The sequence below is a fragment of the Brevundimonas sp. GN22 genome, from assembly GCF_054824005.1.
The window spans coordinates 1-26,023 of the sequence record NZ_JSYD01000048.1 but is presented as its reverse complement, the minus strand read 5'-3'; the positions used below and the strand labels follow the sequence as shown (position 1 = coordinate 26,023).

Sequence of the window (26,023 nt, the reverse complement as noted above, 5' to 3'; positions counted from 1 at the left end):
GAGGTATTGTTGTTCCCGAATGAACCGTTTCAGACAGTGTCACCGCCCCATCGCTGAGCGCATCGACCGAGCGGGCAAGAGAACTGACATCGATGGGTGTAAGGCAATCGCCGACTTACTCGCTATGGTATAAATAACTGAATATACTGAGCTAACTAACCCGAGATCTTGCCCGCTTTATTCGGGAATTTACGAAAAAGTATCGGGTAAGCTTTACCGTTACGGGGTGGGGAAACGCGCCAGGGAATCGGCGCAGCCAGTTATTTTTCACGCTTAAGCCCCTGGCTGTGCCAGGGGTCTTTGTCGTGGGGTGCGTATGTCTCAGTTGCGTGTGGTGCTGTCCGGTTCGACGGCCTTGGTTAAGGCGGGTGCTTCTAAATCGCGGTTTACGGCGGCAGGGTTGGCAGCATCAGCAGCCTTGGCCTTGTCGGCACAGGGCGCTCAGGCGCAGCAGGTGATCGATCTGCAAACCAGCGACCAGACCGCGAGCTTCGGCGCGGAAGTGGTAGGATTGACGGGGTTGATGGCGTGGCTGGCAGCCGCGTCACGCTGAACCTGACGTCGCTCAGGTTGCAGAACAGCGTCGACAATACCTTTGACGGCGACTTCGTAGGAGGCGGTTCACTCGAGAAAAGCGGGGCTGGTAGCCTCGTGCTCGGCGGCGATCTGGCCGGCCTTGGATGCCTCTCGATTTTCGAGGGGCGGGTCTCGTTACAAGGGGGCTATCGGGCGCATCCTGATCTATATTTGGCGCTAAACAACGGAACAACCCTCGATATCTCGGGCGGGACAGGCCCTCTCAGGGCATATCAACTTGCCGGGGGCGGATCGATCGATCTGGGTGCCAATTCGCTGCTTTTGGGCGGGGCGTCCGCTATGTCCAACTACACGGGCACGATCAATGGAACCGGCGGAGTCCGCATTGTTGATGGTGATCATACCTTTAGCGGCAGGAATACGTATACCGGATCCACATTTGTCGAAGATGGTCAAATTAGATTTCGCGATGAAGGGTCTATCGAAAGTTCTGCCAGCGTCAATCTTGGTGCTTTCGCCCTTGTTGACTATTCAGGATCTTATACCGGCGTCGTTTTTAAATAATCTTACCGGTAGTGGTCTCCTTTACGGGGCAGGCAAGAACCTTACCTTAAACGTCACTGGTGGTGACGTAACCTATGCCGGTGCTTTGCTCTCCGGTGCCAATTTCATCAAAACCGGGTCCGGTGCTCTGGAGCTAACGAACCAGTTCTCTCACACCGGGGTCACCGACATTCAGGGAGGCACGCTTGCAATCTCTGGTGGGGGAAGCATTTGGAACACCAGCGGGGTGAATGTGGCCTCCGGCGCGAGGCTTGATCTCAGTCAAGCTTCCGCTCCCACTTTGAACCAACTGAATATGGCCGACGGTGCGGCCTTGAACCTGGGTAGCAACTCTCTGGTTTTGGGCCCGTATGCGGGTCGGTGCTGTCCGGGACCATCAGGGGGACAGGCGGTATTGTGGTCTTCGGGGATCCGCTTACCTCAACGACAGTGACTATGTCGGGGAACCAGCACACCTACACCGGACCGACCGTTATCAACGCGGACCACTTCCGGATTCTTGGCGGCACCTACCTCGCTTCACTAGTCGAGTTGGGCCTGGACACCCACATGCTTGTCGAGTGGCGCAGCACGTCTAACGAAGGTGGTGTCCAAATTCGCGGGCTTCAGGGAAGTGGGGCGGCGTCCACTATCACCCTCGAGACCAGCCTAACCATCAATAGTGGTGGCCACACGACCTATAACGGTACCTTTAGTGGACGACCCACTCTGACACTTGCCGGTCCCGGTAGCCTGACGCTGACCTCGGCCAACAACAATCTCAGTGGTAACGTGAGAGTCAGCACCGGCTGATCCTTACCGGCAGCGGCATTCTGGGCAGTGAGGCGCTCCTCTTTGTGGACAATGGCGCGTACTTCCCCATGTCGGACGCGGGTGATGTGCAAGTGCGCACCTTCCAGGGCCGAGGCACCGCAAACCTTGGCGCTAACAGGCTGACGATCTCTAACACATCGACATCAGGGCGGTTCGACGGGACGGTGAACGGCACCACTGGCGGCCTGACCAAGGCCGGTGCAGACCGTTTTGTGTTCGGGGACAGGCAACCTATAGCGGCGATACACGCGTCGAAGGCGGCACGTTCGAAATGGCCACTTCTCTGCCAAACAGCCGTGTCGATGTCGCGGCCGGTGCCACGTTCAGCATTGAGATGTCGGGCTTGCAAAGGGTTGTTAAGGGATTGACCGGCGCAGGTACGGTGGACTTAGGCACAAATACTCTGACGATTAATACCGATGCGTACGAAATCTTTACCGGCAATACGATCGGCTTCGGTGGATTGGTCAAGGACGGAACCGGTGTTCAGTCGCTAGCGCTGCGTGGCTTGGATCACACCGGTCTGACGCTCGTCCAACGGGGACAACTGATTTATACCGGCGGGCGCGTCGGTCGTGAACGATGCGGCAGGCCTAATGTTGTCGTCGCTAACTGGCGAGGCGGGCTCCATATTTTATACAGGAGCGCACCTCTATCTGGACCTTGCCGGGGCCAATACCTTTGCGGGGACGTTGTCGGGGGGCGAGCTTATCAAACGGGGCGCGGGTACGCTGTCGCTGACCGGCGGAGGCTCGCAGTTGACCAACATCGACGTTGAGCGGGGCGCGCTTACGGTGGGGGCGGGGGCCTCTGTTGCGGGAAATTTCTATGTCCATGATGGCGCGCGTCTGGGTGGCTCGGGCATCATTGGTGATGGGACGGGCTCGGTGGTGGTCTTTGATGGCGCGACCCTGACGCCGGGGAATTCCGTGGGCACGCTGACCGTCAACGGCGATCTTTATCTGGAACCGGGGTCGCGCACGGTCTTCGAGTTAGGGGCCCCCAGCAGCATTCAGGGCGGCACTTCGATTAACGATCAGCTCATCGTCACGCGTGATCTTTATTTGGGCGGAACTCTGGTGGTCCAGAAGTCCGCTGATGCCAACGATGGCCTGTTCGGTTCCGGCTACTTCCGCCTGATAAGATTTGGCGGAAACCTCACCGAGATGGGGCGGTCGTTGGAGGACCGGACCGGCGTGTCGGATCCCAATGCGACGAGCAGGATCCTCACCAACTCGGACGGCGCGATTGACTTCTACACCTACAGCCCCGGCGATGTCGGCCTGCAGCTCTGGCGAGGCGGCAACGGGGTGTGGACGGCGTCGAGCCAGTTTTGGGTCGGCGATGGTGGCGATGCGTTTAGTACTTGGGGGAGCGGCGTTGCGGTTTTCCGCATGCGCCGGGCGTAACCTCGGGTAACACCATCACGGTTGATGGCACCCAAGCCTTCCGTGGTCTGCAGTTTGTGGACGATGGTTATACTCTCACGGGCGCGTACGGCGCGCTGTCGGCAACCGGTAATGCGGAAATCCGTATCCTTGGCGGAACGGCTACGATCGAAACCGAGATTACTGGTACCGGTAGCCTTTGGAAGACACAGGGCGGGACCCTGGTTCTGTTGAACCAGAATACCTATAAGGGTGGTACTTACGTCGCAGGCGGCACGCTACAGGTCAGTGCAGACGCGAACCTTGGCTCGATTGATAATCTTGCTAACGGCATCACCCTGAATGGCGGCACGCTGCGCATTGAAGGCACGAATTACACTCGAACCGCTCGCTTAGTGACAATAGGCGAGAATGGCGGGACCATTCATAACGATAACGGGTTCACCCTGCGTTCGTATGTTGGCGGAACCGGCGATCTTTATAAGCGCGGCTACGGTCAACTGAGATTTGACGCAGGCGCAGGCTATAGAAATCTCTTCGTTGAAGAGGGCTCCGTTATCGGCACATCGACTACGATCCGCGGTAACGTGTCCTTGGCAGCCAATACCGTTGTAAGAATGGACGATGCGGTTGATTTCTCGACAGATCGTACATTTAGCGGTTCCGGCAACTTGTATTTTGGACGATCGGCCAACCGAGTTCTGACTGGCAACAGCGACGGGTTCACGGGGCGAGTGAATCTGGAAGGCGGTTCGCTTCTGCTGGATGGCGGTGAGATCGGTGGGTCAGTACTGGCTTATGGCGGCACCACCCTCGGCGGAACGGGCACCATCGGTTCAGGCAACTCGACAGTTCAAGTCTTTGGAAATCTGAATCCAGGCTATGGGACGGGCGGGCTGTACATCAGAGGCAATCTGGTTCTGGGCGCAGGTTCGAACGTGAACTTCGATCTTGGCGAAGCCTCGGCTAGCCAGGGCTTAGGCGGTATCAATGATCGTCTCAGCGTGGCTGGTGATCTGACGCTGGCGGGGACGTTGAACCTGTTGCAGAGTTCGCGTTCTTCCGACGGTGTGGCGGGCTTCGGCTATTACCGCCTGATGGACTATTCCGGCACGTTGAGGAACAACGGCATCACCATCGGCACCAAACCCGTCATTGCCGGTGCGGACGTGTACGAACTGCTGATGGGCAGCGGCTATGTCGATCTGTTCATCGGGTCTATGGGCGATCGCACCTTGCAGCATTGGCAGGGTGGTGATGGCCTATGGAACGCTTCGAACAAGCAATGGTTGAACGCGGACGGCGCGCTGGCTGATAACTGGAACGGCGAAGTGGCCATCTTCCGCAACCTGCCCGGCCAGTTCAGCGGCGGTGTTGTGACGGTCGAGGGCGCACAGGCCTTTACCGGTATCCAGTTTGGGGACGAGGGCTATCGCCTGACGGGAACCGGTTCGCTGGTCACCGATGCTGAAGGTTTTGAAATCCGCGTGTTGGCCAATAGCGCCCGCATCGACACGGCCATCAGTGGCACGGGGGCTCTCAACAAGACCCAAGGTGGCACCCTCTATCTGGCGGGTGACAACACCTACGAGGGCGGGACCTCGGTCCAGGGCGGTCTCGTTTCGGTATCGCGCGACGCCAATCTGGGTAAGGCCGGAACAGGCATTTCGCTGAACGGTGGCGGGCTACAGTTCACCGGCACCGCCTTTGGCACCCTGACCCGTGATGTGCTGTTGGGCGAAAATGGCGGCACGATTGATATCGCTGATGCCGACCATACCCTGACGGTGTCGTCGTCACTCACCGGTACGGGCGCTCTGTATAAGCGCGGTGCGGGCACGCTCTCGCTTACGAGAACGAATGCCTATGCAGGCACCATCATCGAAGCGGGGCGTGTGAATGGCTCGCGCGCTTCGTTGGGTGGCAATGTGGCGCTCGGGGTGCGAACACGGTTCTGAACCTGACCGACAGCGGCAATGTCACCTATGCCAGTGTGCTGAGTGGCACGGGGCAGGTGATGTTCGAGGGCGACGGCACGCGCCTGCTGACCGCCAACAGTGCAGCCTTCGCTGGCACCATCAGCGTCAACGGCGGCACGCTGCTGGTCGGTAATGCGACGGGTGGCTTGCTGGGCGGCTCGATTAACGTCGGCAATGGCGCGACCCTCGGTGGTTCGGGCTGGATCGGCTCGGGCGTGGGTTCACGCGTGACGATTGCATCGGGTGCCGTTCTGGCTCCGGGCAACTCTATTGGAACGCTGAGCATCGCTGGCGATCTGGTCTTCGAGAACGGTGCCCGCTTCGAGGTTGAAGTGGATCCGCTGGGCGTGGGTGCCGACCGCGTGGCGGTTTCGGGCAAGGCTGTCCTGAACGGCGGCACCGTGGCGCACATCGGCGCGACGGGGAACTAGCCTGCGCTCGACCTACACCATCCTGAACGCAGGGACGCTGACGGGCGAGTTTGGCTCGGTAACGTCGGACTTCGCCTTCCTCAATCCCAAGCTGATCTATGACTACAGCGCGGGGACGGTGGCGATGGAACTGTTGCGTAACGACCGCGATTTCGCGGCTCTGGCACGCACCGGCAACCAGACCTCGCTGGCCAACGCCATTGAAAGCATCGGCTTCGATGCCGGACATGCTGTGTTTGACGCCATCGTCGAGATGGCGGACGCGCCGGATGATATCCGTGCCAGCTTCGATGAACTGACCGGCGAGATGCATGCCTCGACCCGCACGGCTGTGATCGAAGACAGCCGTGTGGTGCGTGACGCGGCCAACAGCCGTCTCCGCTCCGCCTCCGGCCGTGGTGGCCCCACAACGACTGTGGCCTATGGAGCCGGTGGCGAGCAGCTTGCTGTGGATGCGGACCATTCCGGTCTGGCATTCTGGACGCAGGCGTTTGGCTCCTGGGGTTCGTTCGACAACCACGGCGCGACCGGTCAACTGGACCGTCAGCAGGCCGGCATGATGGTCGGCGGTGATGTTGCACTTGGCCAATGGCGCGTTGGCGCTATGGGCGGGTTTGGCGATGCCGAAATGCAGGTGGAGCGTCAAAAGGCAACGACCAGCACCCAGACGCTGGGCCTCTATGCCGGGACAGCGTGGGGCAAGTTGGACGTTCGCGCGGCCTTGGCTCAGTCCTGGCACGATGTGGACACTCGCCGCTCGGTGATCATCAGCGGTCTGACGGACTACAACCGCGCCGAATACAGCGCCGAGACCCGACAGGCATTCGCCGAGGCCGACTATGCGTTGGTGTCTGGGCAGAAGGCCCAGCTACAGGCCTTTGCCAACGTCGCGCACGTCCGCACCGATACCGATGAGGTGACGGAGAACGGCAATGCGACAGCGCTGGTGATCGATGAGGCGCAGACGGCGGTGACCTTTACCGGTCTGCGCGGTGTCCAGCAGGTGGTTCTGGGGGGCTCCGCAACCTCGCTGCGGGCTTCGGCGGCGTGGCGTCATGCCTCGGGCGATCTCGCGCCCCTGAACCGTCAGGCCTTCTCCAAGGGTGACGCCTTCACCATCGCCGGTGGTGCAATCGCCGAGGACAGCGCCCTTATCGAAGCGGGCATGGACGTACATTTCAGCGACCGCACCCGCTTTGATCTGTCCTACAGTGGCCAACTGTCCGGCAATGCTCAGGACCATGGCTTTAATGCCCGCCTGAGCATCAGCTTCTAAAGCCGAAAAGCCCGCCTGATCGATCGTCAGGCGGGCTTTTCTTATCCCTGAGAGGCTCAGTCGGGTCGGGTCATCTTCTCCACTGGAATGAGCGCCTCGACCACTATGCGGCCTCAAACATGCAAAGCCGTAGCGTGTCCGGCCCTGCGGCTTTTTCCTCTCAGGCCATCTGGGCGATCATCAGGCTGACCCTCTCGGTGGTCTTGTCGATATGCTCGTCGTTCAGCGAGGCGGCGAGTTCGGCATTGCGCTCCAACGCGGCGTCCATAATCGCCCTGTGTTCATCGTGCACGTTGCGGCTGGGACTGCGTTCGAGACGCGACAGGCGACGATAACGCTCATGCTGGTCGTACATGTCTTCGGCCAGTTGGATTAGCCGCTCGGACCCGGCAGCACCCATCAAGGCCTGATGGAATTCGCGGTTGCGTGCCTCGCATTCGTCCATGGCGCTGCGGTCTTCGAGAACGCGCTTTTCCGCCATGCCGAGACGGTGGAAGGCCGCAACGATTCCCGCCTCCCATTCGTCACCACCCTTGGTGATCGAGTCGCGCAGCGCGGCCCCTTCGAGCAATTTTCGAACAACTGCGATCTCCTGCAAATCCTCCACAGAAACGCCGGTCACGCGGAAACCACGACCGCCGTTGAAGGCCACCAGACGCTCGCTGGTCAGGCGCGCCAGAGCTTCTCGCAAAGGGCTGGCACCAAGGCCGTAGCGGCCCTTGAGGTCTTCCATTTTCAGCTTTTCACCGGGTGCGTGGTCGCCGTGCAGGATGGCCCTTTTGAGAGCGGTGAACGCTCTCTCGGTGTCGGTCAGCTCTACGGTTTGCGAGGCGCTCATCGATGAACGTCTTTCTTATCGGGGTTGACAGTTAAAATCGAGGATTTACAGTTTTATCGACAAAATAAGAAACCGCAGACGATTTGTGCTCTGTCCAAGCGGGCTTTGGCCAAAACGTCAATACTCTTGGGAGGAAGAGGGCGTGAGTTCACCTCGTACCCGCGTAGCCATCATCGGCTCGGGCAATATCGGCACGGATCTGATGATCAAGATCCTGCGCCTGTCCAAGACTCTGGAAATGGGGGCCTTCGTCGGCATCGATCCTGAATCGGACGGCCTGAAGCGCGCCGAGCGCATGGGCGTTCCGATCACCGCTGGCGGTATCGACGGCCTCGTGGCCATGGAAGGCTTCAAGGACATCGAAATCGTTTTCGATGCGACCTCGGCCGGCGCACACAAGCGCCACAACGACATCCTCAAGTCGCACGGCAAGACCGTGATCGACCTGACCCCCGCCGCCATCGGCCCCTATGTGGTGCCGCCGGTGAATGGCGAGGCCAACCTCGACCAGCAGAACCTGAACATGGTGACCTGCGGTGGTCAGGCGACCATTCCGATGGTGGCCGCTGTCAGCCGTATCACCCGCGTTCGCTATGCCGAGATCGTCGCTTCGATCTCGTCGCGCTCGGCAGGTCCGGGCACCCGCGCAAATATCGACGAGTTCACCGAGACGACCAGCGCCGCCATCGTGCAGGTCGGTGGTGCCGAGCAGGGCAAGGCGATTATCGTCCTGAATCCGGCCGAGCCGCCGCTGATCATGCGCGACACCGTCTATTGCCTTGCTGACCCGGCAGACACCGCCGCCATCGAAGCCTCGATCGAGGAGATGGTGAAGGAAGTGCAGTCCTATGTTCCGGGCTATCGCCTGAAGCAAAAGGTGCAGTTCGACACCATTCCGGCCGATGCGCCGATCCGCGTGCCGAACAGTGACGAGATGGCCTCGGGCCTGAAGGTCACCGTCTTCCTCGAGGTCGAGGGTGCCGCCCACTACCTGCCGTCCTACGCCGGTAATCTCGACATCATGACTTCCGCTGCGCTGCGTACCGCCGAGCGCATCGTCGAAAAGCGCGCCGCCAAGGCCGCAGCCTGAGCCCGGACATGACCAAGAAGCTTTATATTCAAGACGTGACCCTGCGCGACGGCATGCACGCCATCCGTCACCAGTATGGTCTGGACCACGTCCAAAAGATCGCCAAGGCGCTGGACGCCGCCGGTGTTCACGCCATCGAAGTCGCCCACGGCGACGGCCTGTCGGGCTCGTCGTTCAACTATGGCTTTGGGGCGCATACCGACTGGGAATGGATCGAGGCCGCTGCCGAGGTCATGACCAAGTCGGTTCTGACGACCCTGCTGCTGCCGGGCATCGGCACCATCCACGACCTGAAGCAGGCCTATGATCTGGGCGTGCGTTCGGTGCGTGTGGCCACCCACTGCACCGAGGCCGACGTCTCCAAGCAGCACATCGAATATGCCCGCGAGCTGGGCATGGATGTGTCGGGCTTCCTGATGATGAGCCACATGAACTCGCCGGAAGGTCTGGCCCAGCAGGCTCTGCTGATGGAGTCCTATGGCGCGAATTGCGTCTATGTCACCGACTCCGGTGGTGCCATGACCATGGACGACATCGCCGCCCGTCTGGACGCCTATGACCGCGTGCTGAAGCCGGAAACCGAGCGCGGCGTTCACGCCCACCACAACCTGTCGCTGGGCGTCGCCAACTCCATCGCTGCTGTCCAGCATGGTGCGACCCGCGTTGACGCCAGCCTGACGGGCATGGGGGCAGGGGCCGGTAACGCGCCGCTCGAAGTCTTCATCGCGGCTGCCGACCAGTATGGTTGGGACCACGGCTGCGATCTGTTCGCCCTGATGGACGCCGCCGAAGAACTGGTGCGTCCGCTTCAGGACCGTCCGGTCCGCGTTGACCGCGAAACCCTCAGCCTCGGCTATGCCGGTGTCTATTCGTCCTTCCTGCGTCACGCCGAGCGTGCTGCCGAAGAGTACGGCCTCGATACCCGCGCCATCCTGATCGAACTGGGCCGCCGCCGCATGGTCGGTGGTCAAGAAGATATGATCGTCGATGTCGCGCTCGATCTTGCCAAGGCGAAGCTCCAATCCCAGAACGTGAGCCAGTAACTATGACCAGTAAGCTTTCCCCCTTCGGCGCTGGCGCGGCGTATTCTCGCGGCATCGCCTTCATCGACGGCCAGTATGTCGAAGCCACCGACGCGGCTGTCTATGACAACATCAACCCCGCCACAGGCGAGGTCATCGCCCAGATCGAAGTTGCCGACGAGGTGATGGTCGATCGTGCCGTTCAGGCCGCCCGCAAGGCTGGCCGCGGCCAATGGCGTCTGATGTCCGACGACCAGCGCGCAGAGATCATGCGCCGCGTCGCCGCCGGTATCGAAGCCCGTTTCGACGACTTCCTCGCTGCTGAAATGCGCGACACCGGCAAGCCGGTCTCGCTGGCCTCGCACCTCGATATTCCGCGTGGTGCGGCCAACTTCCGCGTCTTTGCCGACGTGATGAAGCACGCCAACGAAAGCACCACCATGACCACCCCCGATGGTGGCAAGGCGATCAACTATTCGATCCGCGCTCCGCTGGGCGTCATCGCAGTGGTCTGCCCGTGGAACCTTCCGCTGCTGCTGATGACGTGGAAGGTCGCGCCGGCTCTGGCCTGCGGAAACACCGTGGTTGTGAAGCCGTCGGAAGAAACCCCGAGCACGGCCCTGCTGCTGGGCGAAGTTATGCGCGACGCCGGCGTGCCGGATGGCGTGTACAACGTCGTCAACGGCTTCGGCGGTGCCTCGACCGGCGAGTTCCTGACCAACCACCCCGATGTCGACGGTGTGACCTTCACCGGCGAAACCGGCACGGGTGAGGCCATCATGCGCGCTGCCGCCCGCGGCGTGCGTCCGGTGTCGTTCGAACTGGGCGGCAAGAACGCCGGCCTGATCTTCGCTGACTGCAACATCGAAGCCGCCATTGAGACGACCGCCCGTTCGGTCTTCGCCAATGCCGGTCAGGTCTGCCTGCAGACCGAGCGCCTGTACGTGCAGCGCCCAATCTTCGACCAGTTCGTCGCAGGTCTGAAGGCCAAGGCCGAAGACCTGAAGGTTGGCGATCCGTGGGACAAGTCGACCACGCTTGGCCCGCTCATCAGCCAAGAGCACCGCAACAAGGTGCTGTCCTACTATGAAGCCGCCCGTCAGCAGGGTGCCGAGACCATCACCGGTGGCGGCATTCCGGACATGGACGAGGCTCTGGCCGGTGGTTCGTGGATCCAGCCGACCCTGTGGACGGGCCTTGCCGACGACGCCAAGTGCGTGACCGAAGAAATCTTTGGCCCGTGCGCCCACATCCGTCCGTTTGACGACGAGGAAGAAGCCGTCGCTCTGGCCAACAACTCGCCGTACGGCCTGGCCTCGATGACCTGGACCAACGACGTGTCGCGCGCCCACCGCGTGGCCTCGCAACTGGAAGCCGGCACCAACTGGGTCAACGCATGGTTCCTGCGTGACCTGCGCGCCCCGTTCGGTGGCTCCAAGCGCTCGGGCATCGGCCGCGAAGGCGGCGTCCACTCTCTCGAATTCTACACGGAGCTGCGTAATGTCTGCATCAAGCTCTGAAGCCGTGATCAAGGCCTGCGCTGAAGAACTTCGCCAAGCCCGCATCGACGCCACGTCGATCGGTCCGGTGAAAGACCGTCTGGGCGATATCGCCTCGGCCTATGCCGTTCAGGACGCCGTCACCGCCATGGATCTGGCCGATGGCCGCCGCATCGTCGGCCGCAAGATCGGCCTGACCTCGCGTGCCGTTCAGACCCAGCTGGGTGTGTCCGAACCGGACTATGGCGTGCTGTTCGCCGACATGAACCGTGACGAGGGCGAACTGATCGCCCTCGAAACCCTGGTCGCTCCCAAGATCGAGGCCGAAGTGGCCTTCGTTCTGGGCATGGACCTGACCTATGAGCAGCCCGCGCTGCACGAGGTCATCTCCTCGATCGACTACATGGTTCCGGCGCTGGAAGTCGCCGACAGCCGCGTGGCCGACTGGAAGATCAGCATCGTCGACACCATCGCCGACAACGCCTCGGCCGGTCTGTTCGTGCTGGGTGCCACCCCGCGCCTGCTGGGTGAAACCGACCTGACGCTTTCCGGTATGGTGATGGAAGCCAATGGCGATCCGGTGTCGTTCGGTGCCGGTGCGGCCTGCATGGGCCACCCGCTGAACGCCCTGCGCTGGCTCGCCCGCCGCATGGTCGAACTGGGCCAGCCGCTGCGCGCCGGTGACGTGGTCCTGTCGGGCGCGCTTGGCCCGATGGTCAACGTCAAGCCGGGCCACACCTATGAAGCCCGCATCAACGGCGTCGGCACCGTCCGCGCTTCCTTCAACTCGGGAGCCCAGAAGTGACTGAAGAGAACCTGATCGACCTCGGTGCTATCGCCACCCGTCTGGACAATGCGGCCCGCACCGCGGCCGCGACGCCGCAGCTGACCGAGCCGCTGTCGCTGGAAGATGCCTATATCGTCCAGAAGATGTCGCTAGGCCTGCGCTATCAGCGCGGCGAGAAGCGCGTCGGTATCAAGATGGGCTTCACCAGCCGCGCCAAGATGGTGCAGATGGGCGTCCACGACATGATCTGGGGTCGCCTGACCGACGCCATGCGTGTGGAAGAAAATGGCGAGGTCAGCCGCGCCAAATACGTCCACGCCCGCGTCGAGCCGGAAATCGCTTTCCTGCTGAACAGGCCGCTGCCGCGCAATGTTTCGCTGATGGAAGCGCGTGCTGCTGTGGAAGCGCTGGCTCCGGCCATCGAGATCATCGACAGCCGCTACGAGAACTTCAAGTTCTCCCTGACCGATGTGGTCGCCGACAATTCTTCCTCGTCGGGCTTTGTCATCGGCGACTGGGCTTCGCCGGACACCGACGTGTCGAACCTCGGCATGGTCATGACTGTGGACGGCCAACCGGCTGAAATCGGCTCGACCGCAGCGATCCTCGGCAATCCGTGGCGTTCGCTGGTCGCCGCTGCCCGCGTCGCTGCCGACGCAGGCGAGCCGCTGCAGGCCGGTGACATCGTTCTGGCCGGTGGCGCAACCGCCGCTGTGGCTCTGGCGGGCAAGCGCCATGTGCGCCTCGACACGCAAGGGCTGGGCCGCGTCGACGTGTTCGTGAAGGACTGATCGGTGCCCGTCGCCCAAATCACCATCATCGAAGGCCGTCCCGCTGAAAAGCGGGCTGCTGCGATGCGCGAAGTGGCCGAGGCCCTGTCGCGCACACTGGATGCGCCGCTCGAGTCCGTGCGCGTCATCATCAACGAGGTTCCTGCCTTCCACTGGTCCGTGGGTGGCGTGCCGAAGGGACAACCGGCGCAAGACTGAAAACAGTCGGCGTTCTAGTGGGGAGTAAACAGGACTATGATCGATCTCGAAGACATCACCTATGTCCGTCTAGGCACGCGTGATCTGGCGGAAGCCGAGCGTTACGCTACCGGTATCCTCGGCCTTCAGGTCGGTCGACGCGAAGCGGGCGCGGTCTATTTCCGCTCGGACAACCGCGAACATACCCTGTGCTATTTTGAAGGCGATCCGACCGACCACACTGTCGCGTTCGAAGTCGCCACCCAGTCGGCCCTTGACAAGGCTTGTGCCGCTCTCGAAGAGGCCGGTCACATTGTGACCCTGGGCTCGGCCGATGACATGGAACGCCGCCGCGTCAAAGGTCTGGCGTCGCTGTACGATCCGAACGGCAACAAGGTCGAACTGGTCGTCCGTCCCGAAGTGAGCGGCTGGCGCTACTTCCCGTCGCGCGATGCTGGGATCACTGGCTTCAGCCACGTCGGTCTGTGCAGCAGCAATCCGGCCCGCGACGAAGTCTTCTGGACTAACATCTTCAACGCTCGCGTCAGCGACTACATTGGCAACTCGCCGCTCCTGCGCATCGACGAAGTGCACCACAAGATCGCGCTGTTCCCGACCCAGCGTAAGGGCATCCAGCACATCAATCACCAGGTCGCCAGCATCGATGACATCATGCGCTCCTGGTACTTCCTGCAGGAGCGCCAGATCCGCATCCAGTTCGGTCCGGGCCGTCACCCGACCTCGGGCGCGATGTTCCTCTATTTCGAGGGGCCGGACGGCATGGTGTACGAATACTCCACCGGCGTTTCACACATCACCGACGAAGAAAACCATCGTCCGCGCCAGTTCCCCGCAGTGCCGGAAGGCTTTTGCATGTGGGGTGCCAAGCCCGACATCGCCGAGTTCAAGTGATGGTCGTTTCTGAAAAGAGCGAAGTCCTCGTCCGCATGGCGGCACGGGCTATTGGGCGCGCCAATCTGGCCCATGCCTATGGCCACTGCAGCGCCCGTCTGGACGAGGACCACTTCCTTGTCTGTGCCGCGCGCCCGATGGGTCTGGTCGGTATAGGCGAGGTGGGCACGGTTGTCCCTGTTCGCGGTGAACTGCCCGAAGGCGTTCTGGGCGAAGTCCGTATCCACCAGCAGATCTATGCCAACCGTCCGGAAATCGGCGGGGTGTGCCGCACCATGCCGCCATCGGTGATGGCGCTGGCGACGCTGGGGGCGACTCCGCTGCCGCGTCACGGCTTTGGCACCTATTTCGCGCCGCAGCCGCCGCTGTGGGACGACATCCAGCTTCTACGCTCGGATCAACAGGCCCGGCAGCTGGTCGCGCAGATGGGCAAGGCTTCGGCCATTGTCATGCGCGGGAACGGTGCTGTGGTCGCCGCTGAAACTCTGGAAAAGGCCGTTGGCCTGACCTGGTATCTCGAAGACGCCGCCCGCATTGAGCTGATTGTCCGCTCGTGCGGCGGTGAGGGACCCGTCGCCTCGGTCGAGGAATGCGCCAAGCGCGCGACCGACGCCGGAAGGATTTTCGAGCGGATGTGGGAATACCTCACCGCCGGTGATCCGGAAGCAGGGGCGCTCTAGGGACCGAAAAGGGGGGCGAGCGGTGTCTTAAGTGCACCGGTCGTCGGGGACTAAACGACCGCCGACAGAGCGGTCGCACCATAAACAATCTCATGGGAGGTCAATGTCGTGACGACATTGCAAAAAGTCGACGTCCAAGACGTACTCGACAACAACAAGATCGCACCTGTCCAATGGGTCGTTCTGGCTATCTGTTTCCTGATCATGTTCCTCGATGGCTACGACACAGCAGTCGCAGCCTTCGTTGCACCCGTCCTGTCCAAGGAATGGGGTTTCGAGCCCGCCGCCATGAAGCCGGTTCTGGCCTCTGTGCTGTTCGGCGTGGCCTTCGGTGCTCTGGCCGCCGGTCCGCTGGCTGACCGTTTCGGCCGCCGCGGTGTCCTGATCGCCTCGGTGCTGGTCTTCGGCATTTTTACCCTGATCTCGGCCTTCGCCACCTCCATCCCGATGCTGACTTGGATGCGTCTTGTGACCGGTCTGGGCCTTGGTGCCGCCATGTCCAACGCCGCCACGCTGATGGCGGAATACGCTCCGAACCGTCGTCGTTCGGTGATGGTGGCCGTGCTGTTCTCGGGCTTTACGCTCGGTTCGGCGGGCGGTGGCCTGCTGGGTGGCTTCATGGTTCCGGCCTTCGGCTGGCAGAGCGCCTTTATCGCAGGGGGTCTTGCACCGCTGGTCTTGGCCGTCGCCATGATCTTCCTGCTGCCGGAATCGCTAAAGTATCTGACTGTTAAAAAGGTTCAGGCGACCGAAACGATCCGCAAGATTCTGCAACGCATCGAGCGTCGCGGCCCGATTGCTCAGGACGCAGAGTTTGTGAACTCAGCTGCTGAAAGCCCCACCGGAAAAGGCGGCACCCGCATGTTGTTCCGCCGCGACCTGATCGCGGGCACCATGGCGCTGTGGGCGACCTATTTCTTCGGCCTGCTGGTTATCTTCCTGCTGCGTAGCTGGCTGCCAACGCTGGTGACCCTTTCGGGTGAATCCATCCAGCGTGCGGGCTTCCTTGCCGCCCTGTTCGATATCGGCGGCACTGTCGGCGCGTTCGGCGTGGCATGGCTGGTTGACCGTCTGCGCCACGATGGCGTGGTGTCGATCACCTATCTTGTCGCGGGTGTGATGATCTTCATCTTCTCGCACTGGTTGGGCAATATCGGCCTGCTGGCCACCGGCATTCTGGTTCTCGGCTTCCTGCTCTCGGGTGCACAAGCCACAGTTCCGGCCATCGCCGCCAAATTCTATCCGACCGAAGGCCGTGCTTCGGGTGTGGCGTGGACGCTGGGTATCGGTCGCTTTGGCGGTATCGCTGGCGCTCTGGTCGGCGGCACCCTGCTGCAACTGGGCTGGAGCTTCGCCACCATTCTGGCGTCGCTGGCCATCCCGGCGGTAATCGCTGCCGTTATCATCGGCGCACACATTTGGGGCTCGCGTCGCGCCGAGGCCCGTTTGGTTCAGTCTCAAGTCTAACTCCCCGAGACAACTGCCGCTCCCGATCCGTCGGGGGCGGCCTTTTTTCTTCAAGACATCAAGCCCGATCCAACGGGCTCAGGAGGAAACCATGCTGCTTTCCACTACGGCGGCTGCAGCCTTGCTGCTGTCCGCAACTCCGGCGGCTGCCACCGCTGCCGTTACGGTCCAAACCCCGGCACCCCCGCTTGCGCCGGTTGCGTTCAAGCCGCTCAATGTCGAGGACGACTGGAGCCGCTTTGCCGATCCGGCCACCCGCACGACCCCGTGGTCGAAACTGAAATATATCCCGGTGGCCGGTGATGCGTGGCTGAGCCTCGGCGGCGAGGCCCGCTGGCGCGCCGAGTACCGTGGCAACGAGCGTTTCGGCCGGGGCGCGCAGGACGACGACGGCGACCTGCAACAGCGACTGCGCCTGTGGGGGGACCTGCACGTCAACAACAATGTGCGAGTCTTTGTCGAACTGCAGGATGGCCGCTCGCACGGTCTGGACAGCGGCGAGACCATCACCGAGGAAAACCGCACCGACTTCCATCAGGCCTTCATTGAAACCGAGGGCAAGTTTGCCGGTGGCCGGACCCGCCTGCGCGTGGGCCGACAGGAGTTCGGCATCGGCTCGATGCGCCTGTTCGAACCGCGCGAAGGCGGCAATGCGCGCGTGGCGCTGGATATAGCGCGCGTGATCTATGACAACCCCAACGGTTGGTCTGGCGGTGCCTTCGCCGGTTACGGTATCCGCGAGGCCAAGACCTCGTTCGATAACCGCACCAACCATGACTACCGCCTGATTGGTGCCCATGCGGGTCGCAAGCTGGGCGAGGGGGCTACCGCGCCCAAGCTGGAACTGCTGTACGTCAACACCGACCGCATGGGCATGGCGTTCGATACCGGTCTGGCCGGTCGCGATGATCGCCATACCGTCTCTGTTCGTCTGGATGGTCGTCACCAAGCTTGGGACTATGACGTCGAAGGCGTGATCCAGCGTGGTGACTTCCGCGGTCTGGATATCGAGGCGTGGTACGTCTCGGCTAATGCCGGATACAGCTTCAACCACGCTTGGTCCCCGCGTCTGGGTGTGCGTATCGATGCCGCCTCGGGCGACAAGGATCGCGCCGATGGCAAGCTGAACACCTATAACCAGCTGAACCAGCCGCCGATCTCGATGCGTACCGATTTTGGCGTCAGTAACCTGGTGACCATTCAGCCGCAACTGACCTTCAAGCCGAACCCGAAAACGACCGTTGGCCTGTTCACGGCGGGTCTCTGGCGTCAGAGCAATGAGGACGGCGTTTATGCGCTATCGGGCATGCCGATCCGTTCGGGCGTTGAAGGCACTTCGTCCTATGTCGGCTGGCGCAACGCCGCCTTTGTCACCCGCGTGCTTAACCCGCACCTGAGCGTAACCGGCGTGGTCAACCACACGACTGCCGGTGACTTCCTTAAGGAGACCGGCACGGCGGACGATCAATCCTACGTCGGCGCATGGCTCACCGCTAAGTTCTAAGCGCCGCTGAACACCAAGAAAAAGGGCTGAACCGCAATCCGGTTCAGCCCTTTTGTATTTCTGCCTGAATAGGGTGGAGCCTATGCCCCTAGTAGGGTGCCCTTTTGCACGATCCGGATCGGGCCATGTTCCGACACGTGGATGCGGCAGGGAGACTTGATCTCCAGCAGGTTGCCCTTTTCGACCCAGTAGAGTGAGCCGAACAATTTCTCGGCCCTCAACCCGCCTGAGGGCTGGAAGGTGGTTGCCCAGTTGCGGATGGCGTAATCACCCGGAAGCACCAGGCCTTCGCCGCCCCAATGGGGGCGCGCAATGAGCCATACCGAACCGTCCCCATCCTGCGACAGCGTGATGCTCTCGTTGGATACGCTGACATTGCGCGGCTTGTAGGCTTCGATGAAGCGGTTCAGCGGCTCGGGGTCACGGGCTTGAAGGATTTCCCGATAGGCGACCAACAGGCTCTCGACCTCTTCGGGGCTGGCACCGGAGGGTTGCGGAGCCATTGCGGGTGCTGGCTGTGTACGTTGGGCAAAGATGTCCCGATCTCGGAGAGCCGTGCGCCCTTCCATCTGCTCCAGAAACTGTTTTAGCGAGTTGCGGTGAGAGTCGACGGATCGATCGAGCGAGTTTATCCGCTCCTCGAGATCCCTGATGCGTTTGGCGCTGGCGTCGAATGCCTCGTCATAGGCGTCGAACATCCTGTTGTGATTGCGCTCGGTCAGGAAGGCGTTGATCCCCAGGACGATGGCGGCCAACAGAGCCAGAAGAGCGACACCTAAAGTCGCCCATGGCAAGATTTTCGACGGCTGTTCCAGTGCGTCCGGCTGTTGAACTTCAGTGGCCGTTTCGTCCGGAATCTGTGCCGGTGCCTGTTCTACCGACATAGGCGCAGCGGTTTGAGCTTGCTCCGTTGCGACCGGTGCATCGGGCAGGCTCGCGGCGGTCGTCGTCGGCGCGGCGTGGGCAAGGCCACTCGTCGCGAGGATAGCGAAGGTCAGCGCCAGACCGGCAGGCTTAAAGACACGGTTTCGCATTAGCGCACATCCTTGATCAGCAGGATTTCATCACGACGGTCGATCTCCTGCGTCATGAACCGGATGAGTTCACGCAGGGCCAGAATGAAGGGCGGCTCGAAGGGCTGGGCATCGCGGTCTTCGAAGGCATCCTCTTCCAACAGGGCGAGGCTGGTCCGAAGGTGCGAGCGGGCGCGTTTGCGCAGCTCGTCCAATGCACCGCGCGACTTGATGTCGACCGACAGGCCGATGGCTTCGCGCAACTGGGCCAACAGGTCTTGAAGGTTTTCCAGCCCGATATCGTCGAAGTCGGGCAGGTCCTTGATGCCGAACAGTTCGTCCGTATCGGCATGGGTCTCGCCACGGCTGGTAATTTTCTCGCCTAGGATGGCGAAGCGTTGCTCGGTATCGGTGCTGGAAGCCGGAACGTCGACCAGAAGGCCCTTTGCGACTTCATGCTTGGCTTCGGTCGCGCCAGGGAAGCGGGCGGACACGCTTCCCTTGATCGACTTCCCGGTGGCCACACGCACCGCGATTTTGAGCACCTGTTCCAGTTCGTCATCCGGCACACCGGCCGAAAGCTGCTGGTAGAGGGACGAGCCGCGGCCGGCGAAACCGACCGTCATGCGTGACAGGTCGTCTGCGCTGATCGGGGCATCCGGACTTTCGACCAGACGTTTCAGGACAAGGCCGACGTAGTACATCATGCCGCCTAGCGCGACGAAAGCGACCTGACGCAGGCCTTCTCCCAAGGGGGCAGCCGAGAGGCGTCGGAAGCCGGAGGCGAACTTGTCGTTGAAGTTCGGCTTGTTGACGAACAGTTCGACGAAGTCGCGGCGACCGTCTTCGTCGAGTTTCGATGCCTTGGAGAGGCCCTCGGCCACATCGCTTAGATCGATGTCGCGCAGCAGGTCGATATTGTTGGCCAGATAGGAGGTGAAGAAGTGGCCACCGGCCACCTTCACCGAGTTGCGCCAGATCGGAGTGTCATCCTTCCAGATGGCGATGTCGGTGGTGCCGCCGCCAATGTCGAGGATGACCATGAGGCGGTCGGGCGTCCGTTCGTTCTGGCGCAGGTAGTAGTGACCGGCGGCCAGACCCTCGGCCTTGTGCAGGAATGGACGGGTAACGGGCGGAGCCGTGTCCCCGAACAGTTCGCGCCAACCGGCGGCGATTTCCTTTTCCAACTGGGCGCGCTCACGCGGCTTGAAGGCCTGCGGATAGGAGAAGCGCCAGTCGATGGCTCCGACCGAGCCGCCGGTGGCCACAGTCTCGGCGGCGGTCATCATCATGACCTGACGCAGGAAGCGGGCGGCCATGGCGCGCATCGGGGCGGTGTCACCCCATTTGAGGCGGAATTTCAGGATGCCGCGCTCGGTCCAATCCAGATACGGGTTCTCGCCCGGCGTCAGCTTGGAGTGCCACTTCAGGAAGCCGTCGAAGTTCGGCACGAAGAAGACCGCATCGGTCAGACCATGGGACTCGATCTTTCCGGCATCAACCTCTTGCTGGAGTTGAGGCGGGAGGGCCGGCCTGAACTCGCGCAGTTTGACGACAGTCGGGAAGGGCGACTGGTGCGCCTTGAGTGGGAAGAAGGTGGTGTAAAGCTCGATCAGTTCCTGACGGCGCTTTTCTTCCTTTTCGCGGACGCCGAAGGGGAACAGGACGCGGTCCTCGAAATCGACCCGGTCGATGGTGCTGCCGCGACGGCGGTAGATGACCGTGTTGGTGGTGCCGAAGTCGACAGCCATGGTGGTGTCACCCACGCTGGCGGACGACGGTTCCTGGAAACGGACCAGCGCCATGCCGACGGTGTCGTATTCGCCGTCCGGCTTTTGGCGGGCGAAGAAGATGGCATCGGCACCGTCGGTCAGATGGTGCATCTCGCCGATGGATTGCTCGGTCGCATAATAGCCGACGCGTTGCATCAGACGACGCTGCGGCGTGCGGATTTCCGAGAAGCGCGGCGCATCGGGCGCAAAGCCGAACATGGCATCGATCGGGCCAATGCCCGGTTCGAACCAGCGACGTAGACGGCGCACGCGATCGGCCTGGGTGTTCGCCTCGCCATTCACTTCTTCGGCGATGAAATTACCGGTGACCGCAAAGCGCGGACGCACTTGATAGGTCGGGCTGCCCGAGAAGTGGAAATAGGTCCATTGCCAGCCCGGAGCCTTGAAGTTCGGCCAGAACGACAAGTCTCCCGGGGTTTCCGAGGAGAGGACTTCCAGCGTCTTGCGGACGGTGTGCGTCTGGCCGTTCGACAGCTTGAGTTGCAGAACGGCTGTGGCTTCCTTTGGACCTTTCTGGAGTTGGGCGACCTTGGGCAAATCTGCCGGATCAACCAACAAAAGCGCCAGCGGCGTCAGCGGCAGCAGTACCGAGGTGAAGTCACCGTAATGGGCCTCGATACGGGTGGAAGCATCGAAACCAACCAACGCCTGGGAGAAGATATCGTCGGGCGTGATAACCAGCCAGCCCGCTTCCTCGGCCTCGACGCGGATGGTCTTGAGGATGTGCGGCTTGAGGGCTTCGGCGAGGCTGTATTGGCCCCAGATGCGGATGTCTTCGGGCGGAAGACGCAGAGAGTCCGACAGTTGTTCGTCGACCAGGATAGCCCCGCGCGCCACCTTGGTCAGGTTGGTGGTCGTTCTCAGCACGGCGTCGCCCTGTTCGGGGGCAACATTGCGGGCTTCATAGGCGCTGGTGGTGCCCAGCAGGGCCTGATGCAACTGGGTAGGCCAGTCGAGCGCCAGCGGCTGATCGCGCAGGTCGCTGCCGTCATTGGCGCGCGCGACGCAGTCTTCGTAGAACGTCTTCAGCTCGATGAAGAGCTTTGAGCGGATGCGATTGTCCAGCTCGCCCGCCCCCTGCAAACCCGCGGCGAGACGGTTCACATAGTTGGCAACGATGCGGAAATGTCGTGCAGAAAGCGATGCGCGGGTGGGGCAGGTCAGGCCATTGACCATCCACGGCACCGAGGCGCTGCGTACATCTTGTCCGCCTTGAACGCCGCTGACGATCACAGACGGGCTGAGCATGCCGATGGTGCGACCCTGATCGAAAGCAAAGGCGTTGCCGCCCGCTTGTTCACGCAAGACGATAAGGCTCTGCTCGTCCCAACGTAATTGCGGGTGCAGGCTGCCGGCAGGCTGAAGTTCCTTCAGAACGCGGCGGAAGCGCGAGCCTGCGTCGATCGGTAGGGTTTCGATCGAGAGCGTGTAGTAGTTCTTGAACTCGACCTGCAGAGCCAGCGTGGTCAGGATGCCGCGCCATTGCTGACGCGTGTGGTCGTGCAGCGGGTGGCGGGTGTCGAGAAGGCTGCGCTCGAACAGCAGAGGCTGGGCCCATGGGTCGGGAATGCTCTTGATGCCTTCGCGGTCGGCCGATTTGACGCCGACCTTGAGCGACTCTGCCAGAGCATCGAGACGCTCGATCTTCAGCCAACTGCCCGCCGCCTTCGGGGCGTCCATCGGGCCGTTGATGTCGAGTGCGGGCAGGACATAGGTGAGTTGACGTTGTCCCATATCAGTAGCTCGCGGACTCGGGTTGAAGGTCGGAGAAGGCGTGCAGGGCAGACACGAAAATGCCCAGTCCGCGCTGTCCCTTGTCGGGTTCGGCCTCGGTGCTGAGGCGATGCAGCAGGTCCGCCGAAGTCGGCAGGTTGCCGGTGGACTCGCCCGGTATGATCAAGCGGTTCAGTAGAGCGTCGTGCTGGTTCTCGTGCAGCGTCGCTGGCAAGGAGAAGCGATTGCTTCCGTCACCGTCACGCTGGGTGATCTCCTCCAGCTTCCACAGGCGGAAATCCAGTTTGGCCGCATTGGCATGGATTTCGATAGCGGCGGCCCAGCGCAAAAGGTCGTCGACATAGTGGTTCAAGGAAGCCACTTCGTTCTCGGGCGCAGCCGCCCGGAAGTCGATCTGGTTCAACTGCTGCATGCGGTACCACGGGTCGCGGCTGATCATGCGGCTAAGGCCCGACCGAGGGCGCGAGACGATGGGGGCCCAATATTTCCACGACGCGCCAAAGCGCAACAACTGGCCCAGAGCCTTGAGAGGCAGGTGGTTGTCGCCCTGCGGTGAGGGCAGGTCGGTCCACGTCACAGTATCCGCGTGCGAGCGGGCGACCGTATAGACTTCGCTCTCTTCGCTGCGCTCGTTTTCTGTCTCGAAGAAGCGGGCGGCAGCAAGGGCACCGTAAACCTCGGGCAGCAGTGCCGGATTTTCCTGTGCCTGTGCACCGGCGTGGTGGTCACCGACCGAGAAGGGGCGATCCCAGCCGACCATGTACATCTGGTCGAATACCGGCTCGCGGGCCAGCATATCGGCATAATACTTGAGCGCGTTTTGCGACTGCTGGGCCAGTTCCTCGGCCCGGGCAACGTTGGCGTCAGCGGACTCAACCTCGTCCGAAGGCGGGGCGGCAAAGTCGAAATAGGGCAGCATCAGAACGCCGCCGATACGGACATTGTCGGCCCCTGCGGGAACCTTGCGCCGGATGAGCTTGGCCAATGTGGGGAAGCCCGCCGCGCCCGTGCCGCCAAAGACCGAGCCGACCAGCAGGATGTTCACATCGCGCGAACCGCGGGCCGAGTTGACGTGCTCGACCAGCTGTTTCCAGAAATCCACGTCGGTTTCGATGCGCGAGGTCATGGCTGCGGCCCCGATGTGGGGGCGCCCGCGATAACCCTGATCCAGTGGCATCTTCTGTTCGGTATCGCCGGCACCCTTACCGACCGCGAACAGGCTGTCGAACAGGCGCTGCTCGGTCTCGCTCATCGACTCGCGGTCGAAGATCTGGGCCAGCGTGACGTTGGCGTTCGGGTGCGGTGTCCAGACGTTCTCGACCTCGGAAATCTTGCGAATTTCTGTGCGTAGAAGGGGGCTGGTACCCAAGGTGTGGTTGCCGCTGCCCTCGCGCCAGGAACGGCGGGCGTCGATCAGGGTCTGGATCAGGCGCTCCGTGCGGTTGACGTTACCGTTGCTGCGGTCCTGATCGACCAGACCGACATACATCTGTTCTGGCATGAGGCCCGCAGAGGTCAGGTGCAGGGTGCTCTCGACGACCTTGGCTCCGGTCCCGCCGATGCCGATGACGATATTGATGGTCAACGCGAAGCCCTCCGCAACGGGACAAACAGGGTGGCGAGGGGGACCGACGTGCGCATCTTGGTCGGGGCGGCGAAGCCGGTTGCCAGATGGTAGGCCAGTGCCGTCAGGACCACGCCGCCGATGCCATAGGGATAGACGCGCGAGGGCGAGACAGCCTGTGCGGCACCGCCGGTGCGCAGGCACAGCCAAGCGAACAGAACCGACAGGATCAGGGTAGCGAACAGGCCCAGCACCCACATGCCCGAGGCCGAACGCATCCCATTGACGCCGCCCACATGAGGCGCGCGCAGGCAGGCGTAGATGGCCCAAAGGCTGGCGATGACAAAGCCCGCGAGGATGCTGCGGAACAGACCGGTCTCGAGGCCCTTCACGGTATCACGCCGCAACTGGTCGATCTGGGCCTGTTGTTGGGCAGCGGAGTTGGCCGACGTGGCGTCTCCCAAAATGGTGCCCAGATTGTCTTCGGCCGCGACGGGCGCGGCCGCCGTCGTCGGCGCAGTGGGCAGATGGGCGCGGTCAAGGAAGTCCGGCGATCTGGTCGTGGCGGCAATGGCACCCCAACCGATCCCTGCCAGAATGGCAAAGATCACGAGGACCTTGAGAAGCGAAGCGAATATCGACTTGGCCAAGACGGCAACCTCTGGATTTTAGGATTTGGTTTTGACGACGAGCGCGAGCGTGGCCAGCGGGCGGCCTCCCTCGGGCTGCTGGTCCTGCGTGCTTCGCTCCAGAATGGAGGCCAGCTCGGCAAGATTTAGCGCGGGGAAGAAGGCTGGATTGCGGGCGCTGATCGCACTGGCCTGATCGGGCGAAACACTCCAGTCCCGCATCCAGCGCGTCGCGTCGGAGTTAGGTTTGACCGTGCGTGTCGTGTAGCTTGCACCGATGAGATAGGTGTGGCCGGGCAGAAGATCTGCAGCGGCGCGAGCATCAAGGACGAAGGTGGCCGTCGTCTTTCCGGTGTCATCGGTGTTCACGCGCCATGTACCGTTCAGGTTCGGCATGGCCTCCCACGCGCCTGGGCCGCAGCCTTTGGACGCGCGGCGCCACACGCGAGCGAAGCCGTTGGGCTCGCCTTCCCATACAGCACCGGGCAGGACGCGCGCCTTGGGATCAACGGCAACCGTAAGGCCCGCCTTTCCGGCCTGAAGGTCCTTTACGCTGACTTCCACCTGACGGACCGGCGTCTCTGGGGTGCTGAAAACAGGAGCTGGAATAGCAGAGCCGGTCAGACGGGCATCGGGCAGGTCACCCATCCAGTCGGCCGACGGTTCAGGGCCGAACCAGGTGAAATTGATCCGGTTCTCGGCGAAGGCGGGGCTGCCGGCACGGGTCAGGGATCGATAGGCGGCGAGGATCTCTTTGCGCGTGCCTACCAAGACCACGAACAGAGGGCGCTCGCGGGCACCGCGATGGGTGCCGACATTGGGCACCTCATAGACTGGCCCGCTATAGGGAGCGCGGATGCCGATGACGCCGATCGAGCGTTGGTCCTTGCCGTTCTGACCTGAAAGAATACGTCGAAGCGGCCCGCCAATAGCGACTTCGGTGCTGCCCTTGAAGGCCGAAGTCGAGAGCCACAGGTCGCTGACAATGATCCGCAGGCCGGGTGAGCGGTCGTCGGCAATCTGGGCGAGCACATCGTCCAGACGGCTTTCCTGATTATCGCAATCGGCCTGTTTGCCGCAGCGATAGAAGGCGGCCGCAGCCGGGTCTGCGCGGGCGGGCATGGCGGCGATCTTCTCGCCGAACCGCTTCCAGACGATCTCGGTACTGCCGTCGCGAGCGTGATCGTTAATCAGTCGCTGAATGTCAGCCAGCGGATGCAGATTGGCATTGGCACCGTCGATATAGCCCGCAATGCTCTCGGAACCGTCCCAGTAGGCGGTGATCGGGCCGGTCTTTTCTGTCGCCGCAGGGCGCAAGGCCGCTGGAGATTGTTCAGGCGCGCAAATCTGCGTTGCCTTGCCGTTATTGCATGCGTTGAGGAACAGCGCCGTCAAACACGCAGTAAAGGCCAAACCGGCCTTAGCTTTGAGCACCGACATCCCCCATTTTTGCCGGAAGTTTTTATATAACTACGGTTTAGCGCCATGGCGGAACCGGTGTCGATTCATTTATCTCGGCGTTATTTAAATTTGTA

The 26,023-nt window shown here is 62.0% G+C and carries 24 protein-coding genes; 18 read left to right on the top strand and 6 right to left on the bottom strand.

Features of this window, described 5'->3' with window-relative positions; all coding sequences use genetic code 11:
• Window positions 1-316: 316 nt before the first annotated feature.
• The 8 genes from OB03_RS07525 to OB03_RS07490 all read left to right on the top strand — a co-directional run bounded on the left by OB03_RS07525 (window position 317) and on the right by OB03_RS07490 (window position 6,988).
• Complete coding sequence (locus OB03_RS07525; protein ID WP_461343712.1) at window positions 317-553, top strand: hypothetical protein; 237 nt, start codon at window positions 317-319, stop codon at window positions 551-553.
• Window positions 529-1,101 carry a hypothetical protein gene (locus tag OB03_RS07520; protein WP_461343731.1) on the top strand — a complete coding sequence of 191 codons (573 nt, stop codon included), beginning with the start codon at window positions 529-531 and terminating at the stop codon, window positions 1,099-1,101. The genes OB03_RS07525 and OB03_RS07520 overlap by 25 nt, the downstream gene beginning before the upstream one ends.
• Window positions 986-1,534 carry an autotransporter-associated beta strand repeat-containing protein gene (locus tag OB03_RS07515; protein ID WP_461343728.1) on the top strand — a complete coding sequence of 183 codons (549 nt, stop codon included), beginning with the start codon at window positions 986-988 and terminating at the stop codon, window positions 1,532-1,534. The genes OB03_RS07520 and OB03_RS07515 overlap by 116 nt, the downstream gene beginning before the upstream one ends.
• The gene (locus OB03_RS07510) at window positions 1,531-1,893 is read left to right on the top strand and encodes a hypothetical protein (RefSeq protein ID WP_461343711.1); all 363 of its coding nucleotides are present in this window, start codon (window positions 1,531-1,533) and stop codon (window positions 1,891-1,893) included. The genes OB03_RS07515 and OB03_RS07510 overlap by 4 nt, the downstream gene beginning before the upstream one ends.
• A 596-nt stretch (window positions 1,894-2,489) precedes the next feature.
• Entirely contained in the window at window positions 2,490-3,323 is an 834-nt protein-coding gene (locus OB03_RS07505; protein ID WP_461343710.1) for a hypothetical protein, read from the top strand.
• Complete coding sequence (locus OB03_RS07500; RefSeq protein ID WP_461343709.1) at window positions 3,281-5,260, top strand: autotransporter-associated beta strand repeat-containing protein; 1,980 nt, start codon at window positions 3,281-3,283, stop codon at window positions 5,258-5,260. Before OB03_RS07505 ends, OB03_RS07500 begins: the two co-directional genes overlap by 43 nt.
• 59 nt (window positions 5,261-5,319) lie before the next feature.
• On the top strand, window positions 5,320-5,712 hold the full coding sequence (locus OB03_RS07495; RefSeq protein WP_461343708.1) for a hypothetical protein: 393 nt from the start codon (window positions 5,320-5,322) through the stop codon (window positions 5,710-5,712).
• Window position 5,713: 1 nt separating this feature from the next.
• Window positions 5,714-6,988 (top strand): autotransporter outer membrane beta-barrel domain-containing protein, encoded by a 1,275-nt coding sequence (locus tag OB03_RS07490; protein ID WP_461343727.1) that lies wholly within the window; start codon window positions 5,714-5,716, stop codon window positions 6,986-6,988.
• Between the two features lie 160 nt (window positions 6,989-7,148).
• Here OB03_RS07490 and OB03_RS07485 read toward each other — a convergent pair whose 3' ends face one another.
• The gene (locus OB03_RS07485) at window positions 7,149-7,826 is read right to left on the bottom strand and encodes a GntR family transcriptional regulator (RefSeq protein WP_461343707.1); all 678 of its coding nucleotides are present in this window, start codon (window positions 7,824-7,826) and stop codon (window positions 7,149-7,151) included.
• A 142-nt stretch (window positions 7,827-7,968) separates the two neighbouring features.
• On the opposite strand from OB03_RS07485, the gene OB03_RS07480 reads away from it, so the two are divergent.
• From OB03_RS07480 to OB03_RS07435, 10 genes are all read left to right on the top strand, one after another.
• Window positions 7,969-8,916: an acetaldehyde dehydrogenase (acetylating) gene (locus OB03_RS07480; protein ID WP_461343706.1), complete on the top strand. Its 948-nt coding sequence runs from the start codon at window positions 7,969-7,971 to the stop codon at window positions 8,914-8,916.
• A gap of 8 nt (window positions 8,917-8,924) precedes the next feature.
• Complete coding sequence (dmpG, locus tag OB03_RS07475; RefSeq protein WP_461343705.1) at window positions 8,925-9,959, top strand: 4-hydroxy-2-oxovalerate aldolase; 1,035 nt, start codon at window positions 8,925-8,927, stop codon at window positions 9,957-9,959.
• A 2-nt stretch (window positions 9,960-9,961) separates the two neighbouring features.
• The gene (locus OB03_RS07470; RefSeq protein WP_461343704.1) at window positions 9,962-11,458 is read left to right on the top strand and encodes a 2-hydroxymuconic semialdehyde dehydrogenase; all 1,497 of its coding nucleotides are present in this window, start codon (window positions 9,962-9,964) and stop codon (window positions 11,456-11,458) included.
• A complete protein-coding gene (locus OB03_RS07465) occupies window positions 11,439-12,242 on the top strand; it encodes a 2-keto-4-pentenoate hydratase (RefSeq protein ID WP_242914773.1) in 804 nt (267 codons plus the stop codon). The genes OB03_RS07470 and OB03_RS07465 overlap by 20 nt, the downstream gene beginning before the upstream one ends.
• On the top strand, window positions 12,239-13,015 hold the full coding sequence (locus OB03_RS07460; RefSeq protein WP_242914775.1) for a 2-keto-4-pentenoate hydratase: 777 nt from the start codon (window positions 12,239-12,241) through the stop codon (window positions 13,013-13,015). The genes OB03_RS07465 and OB03_RS07460 overlap by 4 nt, the downstream gene beginning before the upstream one ends.
• A 3-nt stretch (window positions 13,016-13,018) precedes the next feature.
• Window positions 13,019-13,213, top strand: coding sequence for a 2-hydroxymuconate tautomerase family protein (locus tag OB03_RS07455; protein ID WP_242914778.1), 195 nt, complete (start codon window positions 13,019-13,021; stop codon window positions 13,211-13,213).
• Window positions 13,214-13,249: 36 nt separating this feature from the next.
• On the top strand, window positions 13,250-14,104 hold the full coding sequence (locus OB03_RS07450; RefSeq protein WP_461343703.1) for a VOC family protein: 855 nt from the start codon (window positions 13,250-13,252) through the stop codon (window positions 14,102-14,104).
• A complete protein-coding gene (locus tag OB03_RS07445; RefSeq protein ID WP_461343702.1) occupies window positions 14,104-14,784 on the top strand; it encodes a class II aldolase/adducin family protein in 681 nt (226 codons plus the stop codon). The genes OB03_RS07450 and OB03_RS07445 overlap by 1 nt, the downstream gene beginning before the upstream one ends.
• Window positions 14,785-14,892: 108 nt before the next feature.
• The gene (locus OB03_RS07440; RefSeq protein WP_461343701.1) at window positions 14,893-16,251 is read left to right on the top strand and encodes an MFS transporter; all 1,359 of its coding nucleotides are present in this window, start codon (window positions 14,893-14,895) and stop codon (window positions 16,249-16,251) included.
• A gap of 91 nt (window positions 16,252-16,342) precedes the next feature.
• A complete protein-coding gene (locus OB03_RS07435) occupies window positions 16,343-17,755 on the top strand; it encodes an alginate export family protein (RefSeq protein ID WP_242914785.1) in 1,413 nt (470 codons plus the stop codon).
• An 80-nt stretch (window positions 17,756-17,835) separates the two neighbouring features.
• On the opposite strand, the gene OB03_RS07430 is transcribed toward OB03_RS07435, so the two are convergent.
• The 5 genes from OB03_RS07430 to OB03_RS07410 are packed head-to-tail and all read right to left on the bottom strand — an operon-like array spanning window position 17,836 to window position 25,928.
• Window positions 17,836-18,789 carry a hypothetical protein gene (locus tag OB03_RS07430; RefSeq protein ID WP_461343700.1) on the bottom strand — a complete coding sequence of 318 codons (954 nt, stop codon included), beginning with the start codon at window positions 18,787-18,789 and terminating at the stop codon, window positions 17,836-17,838.
• On the bottom strand, window positions 18,789-22,295 hold the full coding sequence (locus OB03_RS07425; protein WP_461343699.1) for a hypothetical protein: 3,507 nt from the start codon (window positions 22,293-22,295) through the stop codon (window positions 18,789-18,791). Before OB03_RS07425 ends, OB03_RS07430 begins: the two co-directional genes overlap by 1 nt.
• 1 nt (window position 22,296) lies before the next feature.
• Window positions 22,297-23,880 carry a tubulin-like doman-containing protein gene (locus tag OB03_RS07420; RefSeq protein WP_242914790.1) on the bottom strand — a complete coding sequence of 528 codons (1,584 nt, stop codon included), beginning with the start codon at window positions 23,878-23,880 and terminating at the stop codon, window positions 22,297-22,299.
• Window positions 23,877-24,509, bottom strand: coding sequence for a hypothetical protein (locus OB03_RS07415; RefSeq protein WP_242914792.1), 633 nt, complete (start codon window positions 24,507-24,509; stop codon window positions 23,877-23,879). The genes OB03_RS07420 and OB03_RS07415 overlap by 4 nt, the downstream gene beginning before the upstream one ends.
• Before the next feature lie 18 nt (window positions 24,510-24,527).
• Window positions 24,528-25,928: a hypothetical protein gene (locus OB03_RS07410; protein ID WP_461343698.1), complete on the bottom strand. Its 1,401-nt coding sequence runs from the start codon at window positions 25,926-25,928 to the stop codon at window positions 24,528-24,530.
• Window positions 25,929-26,023 lie beyond the last annotated feature (95 nt).